Here is a 4,727-nt window from a genome sequence, read left to right on the forward strand (position 1 = left end):
CTCCTATCCCTGTTACTTCCTAATTCCTTTTTAGTGGGGGAGTGTGAACAGTTACCCCAAACTCTGTATTTACTATTATACAAGACTTCCAGCCTTAGTTAACTGATTCTTGCCTTGGGAAATTCCCAAACTATAACCTCTAACTAACGTTACCGAGGTTACATCAAATGACAGTGCAAACTCAATTCTTAACTCCCACAGAAATTGGCAGAGAATTAGAAAAACTCACTGATAAAAAAATCAGTGCTATTAAAGTCAACAAACTACTTCAAGAAATGCAGTTGCAATATAAAGCTGCTAATCTGTGGCAACCTACCATATTAGGTAAGGGATTAAGTGTGATACTGCCCTACACAGGTACAAATAATCATTGTGGATTTCAAGTTAAATGGAGTACGGATATAGTTGAGTTGCTGAAAAATAAGATATAAACAGATAAGAGCGATCGCATTTTTTAACTGGTGCGATCGCTCATCGTGGTAATCAAGGGTTATAAGCAACCAGAAAATGGTTTTGATGCTTATAGATTTTCCAAATTTTTATTCCTCCACAGTAAAAGGCAAGAGTGAAGAAGTTTTCAGGAATTTTATTTTTCTTTACACAGTTTGGTTTTATTTTGTCAACCTAATTACTCACAGTTTCTAACTGTAAACTTATTACTTCTTGTTCTTGTTGATGTTGGTGAAATTCTGCTAATTCCGATTCGATTTCTGCCTTGACTTCATGACGGAACTTGAAAAAATGTTCACCTGTACCCAAGGCAATTAAATAATCATATAATAGATGAGGTTTTTGCCGTGCCATTGTTATTAATTGCTGCCAAAAAACAAACCGTGTAGAACGCAAAAATCCCTGTCGCCAACAAATAGACATTAAAAATTGAAACTCTGGTTTTGTTAAAGTTCTTTCATATTTAGCTCGCCAACCTTCCATCATCATAAAATGGCGAAAAGTCCGTTTTAGGTATGGCATGGGTTCATACAAATTCCAAAAAGCATCAACAAACTCCTCGGCAATTTCCGACATCGGCCGCGTAGGAACAAAATTCATTAAGGCTTTTTGAGAACCCACAAATTCACCTAAACCATCCCTTAACCGTCCTTCTTTTTGCAAGCGAGTCCACATTGCTGTATTGGGTAATGCTTGCAATAAGTTAAGATGAGCTTGGGGAATACAAGTTGCTTCCACAAACTCTTGAATCCGTTTCCCTGCGCCTGGTTTTTCACCATCAAATCCTAAGATAAAACCAGACATGATTTGTAATCCGGCTTTAGTAATTTTATTGCAGGATTCAACTAAAGAACTGCGGGTATTTTGTGGTTTATTAATTCCTACTAAACTATCTACATCAGGGGTTTCAATTCCCATGAATACCTGAACAAAACCAGCTTTTACCATCAATTCTAGTAATTCATCATCTTCGGCTAAATTTAAAGAAGCTTCTGTTAATAATGCAAAAGGATAATTACGTTCTTCCATCCAGGGAATTAATGCCCTTAAAAAGACTTTAGCATTACGTTTATTGCCAATAAAGTTATCATCAACTATGAATACATAACGCCACCAACCCATCTGATACAAAGCATCTAGTTCTGCGAGAATTTGTTCTGGAGTTTTCGTCCGGGGTTTACGACCAAAAAGCGTAATAATATCGCAAAATTCACATTGAAATGGACAACCCCGTGAAAATTGTACCGTCATTGCTATATAAGCATTTAAGTCTAATAAATCAAATCGAGGTAAGGGAGTTGTGGTGACATCGGGTTTTTCTGTAGCGCGAAAAATCCCCTTTTCTTCTCCCTTTTCTAAAGCCTCTACAAACATGGGAATTGTGATTTCCCCTTCATCTAAAATTAAATAATCTGCGCCGGCTTCGATCACAAATTCTGGTACAGATGTGGCAAATGGTCCGCCTACTGCAACTTTTTTATTTAAAGTTTTACCTTTTCTAATTAATTCACCAAAATCCTGTTGTTGAATGATCATTGCAGAGATGATGACTATATCGCACCATTCCCAATCTGCATCTGTTTCTAGACGGACATTGCGATCGCTTAATCTAAATTCCCAATCACTTGGTAACATCGCTGCAACCGTGATTAAACCTAATGGGGGATTGGTAGATCGTAACCCAGCTAAATCAATGGTTTCCTGATAAGACCAAAAAGAATTAGGCATTATCGGCCAGATTAATAAAGCTTTCATTAAGTATATTTTCCTGAGTTGTTTTTGATCAAAACCTATTTAATTTGAACTATAAAAGTTAGGTCAGTTGGTTTTTATCTCTCTGGAGATACAGATTCTTTTAGTTTTATATTTAAGAAAAAAAAGGAGGTGGTATACCACCTCCTACTTTGATTATCATTTTTGTTTGGTCAAACCAGAGTTGAGCGATCGCTCTCCTACTAAAATAGTATGGTTGAACTCAGATTAAGCTTGCCACGCCATTAGTATGTGTTAGAGTCAGCATAACGCACTGATTTATCAATTACACCAAGGTGCATTACTCAGTTAACTCACCCTTGTATATTAGAAGAAGTAGATACGCCTAGCAGTTCGTCACCTAAGAGGCAACGAAGAGACCATTAAGACTGCTGGCTGCGATTCCTTCGATGACAAAGGTTGCACCACCCGCAAAGGTGTACTCGGCATTGCCATTAACATTCCTGAAGGGGTTAGAAGTATTGAAACTTGTAGTATTGGAACCCGCTACTAACCTATCACTTTCTGAAGTTTTGAAGTCCTTAATAACAATCCTACCCGTTATACCCGTCTCGAGAACGAATTTATCTGTGCCAAGACCACCATAGAGGATGTCGTTGCCACCACCACCGTAGAGCTTGTCGTGGCCGGCATCACCGTAGAGGTAGTCATTACCGGCACCACCGTAGAGGAAGTCATTGCCGTCACCACCGTAGAGGTAGTCGGTGTCGTTCTGACCGTAGAGGTAGTCGTTCCCGGCATCACCGTATAGCCTGTCAATGCCGACACCACCGTAGAGGAAGTCGGTGTCGTTCCCACCGTAGAGGTAGTCGTTCCCGGAATCACCGTATAGCCTGTCGCTGCCATTATCACCGTAGAGCCTGTCGTCGTTATTTCCACCGTATAGCCAGTCAATGCCGTCACCACCGTGGAGGTAATCGTTGCCAGACCCACCGTAGAGGGTGTCGTTGCCGCCGAAGCCATAGATGTTGTCTACACCCGTATCAGTCCCACTAGGGTTAGTTACCCCAGCCTGGTTATGGGCATAACCATAAATGGTGTCGTTATACTTCGATCCGTAGAGATTATCGCCATTTTGGGTTCCAACGATATTTTGGGGACCTAAAGCACCCACAACTAAGAACCTGTTGGTGCCCAACCCTGAAAGAGCCGATGTAATTGTGGAGTCTAGTCCGTCAGTTACTTGATTGCCTCCTATTGAAATTCCATCCTTATCGATGATCAGCGCACTCCTGGTAAGATGCGTCCTATAAAAGGTGTCAAGAGCGATCGTACCAGCAGAGAAATATCCACTGTAATCTAGGTTCGCCACTGCAAAAGTACTGCTTTGATTATCTACATAAGCAAAACGCAAGTCGCCAAGATTACCCCCATCAGTAATGGCTACATTTGGTCTACCCGACTGCTGAAGTGGAATGATCATAATGTCTTCAATGGGGTTGAAGTCTTTGACTATAGCATAAGTAGCTGTAGGGGGAGGTGTAACGATGACGTTCATACTACTTAAACCAAAAAGCGCTTTAAGCCCATTAATAGCAGTGGAAGCGACATCCTTGGTAATCTTGTAATCCGGTAAAAATTTTGAGAAAAGTACGGCAGAAGCATTCGCAGCGAAATTACCAAAGAATGTAATAGCATCGAAACCACCAGTGGTACTGCCCTGGGCAGCCTCTCCGAGAACGAAGATATCGGAATGTGATCCACCGTACAGGTCATCGCTGCCACTAGTTCTTAAGTTGCCCGTAAAGAGGACATCACTACCAGCACCGCCATAGATAATATCAGCACCAGCTCCCCCAAAAAGGTTGTCATTGCCGTTCTGACCGTAGAGAGTGTCGTTGCCGTCACCACCGTCGAGGAGATCGTTGCCCTCACCACCATCGAGGACATCATTTCCCTTTCCACCGTAGATGCTATCATTTCCTCCGCGACCGTAAATTTTTTCAATTCCAAAAGGTACTAAGTTAGAAACATAAGTGGTGTCATTGTTAGCACCATAAATGGTGTCATTACCATTACCTGCGTTAATCTGTAGGTAGTAGTTATAATAGACAGTAGAAACAATATTTGCTCCCCATTGAGAATGAATTACTGTCTCGGTACTGTAATAATTACGATTATCAATCGTACGGTTGGTAGAATCATTGTAAGTTAGTATCCCTTTAAGCCTATGATTACGATAGGTATAAGATCCCGACATTGTAAATATCCTCCTAAAGGAATAAATGAATTGTTGTGGTTTGAGAAATCAGGCACTGATTAGCCATAGGGCGATATCACTTAATCTATGAAAAACATGAACCTCAAATAGAGGCTATATTTTCTATAAAATTAAATTTTTAAGCAGCCCAAAAAAGATTTTCCGGCTCTTGCGTCCCTTTTATGGAGAATTAATACTAAAGTGCCAGTTTAATAAACTACGTAATCTAAAATTACTAAAGTTACGAAATCCATATCCAAGTCTTTTGATTAATTTGAGTTTATTATTAATTCCTTCTACAGTA

General features: G+C 40.2%; 4 protein-coding genes. 1 reads left to right on the forward strand and 3 read right to left on the reverse strand.

Translation table 11 applies throughout. From position 1 onward, the window contains the following. Window positions 1-167: 167 nt before the first annotated feature. Complete coding sequence (locus tag FJR05_RS12400) at window positions 168-431, forward strand: hypothetical protein (RefSeq protein ID WP_168644377.1); 264 nt, start codon at window positions 168-170, stop codon at window positions 429-431. 193 nt (window positions 432-624) lie between these two features. Here the strand turns inward: FJR05_RS12400 and FJR05_RS12405 are convergent, their stop codons facing one another. The 3 genes from FJR05_RS12405 to FJR05_RS12415 all read right to left on the reverse strand — a co-directional run. Continuing rightward, window positions 625-2,205 (reverse strand): B12-binding domain-containing radical SAM protein, encoded by a 1,581-nt coding sequence (locus tag FJR05_RS12405; protein ID WP_168644379.1) that lies wholly within the window; start codon window positions 2,203-2,205, stop codon window positions 625-627. A gap of 358 nt (window positions 2,206-2,563) precedes the next feature. Continuing rightward, complete coding sequence (locus FJR05_RS12410) at window positions 2,564-4,423, reverse strand: calcium-binding protein (protein WP_168644380.1); 1,860 nt, start codon at window positions 4,421-4,423, stop codon at window positions 2,564-2,566. 180 nt (window positions 4,424-4,603) lie between these two features. Next, window positions 4,604-4,727: transposase (locus FJR05_RS12415; RefSeq protein WP_168642427.1), on the reverse strand; the 124-nt coding region annotated here is incomplete at its 5' end.

Origin of the sequence: Dolichospermum sp. UHCC 0259 (assembly GCF_009711935.1) — a bacterium.
Lineage (GTDB): Bacteria > Cyanobacteriota > Cyanobacteriia > Cyanobacteriales > Nostocaceae > Dolichospermum.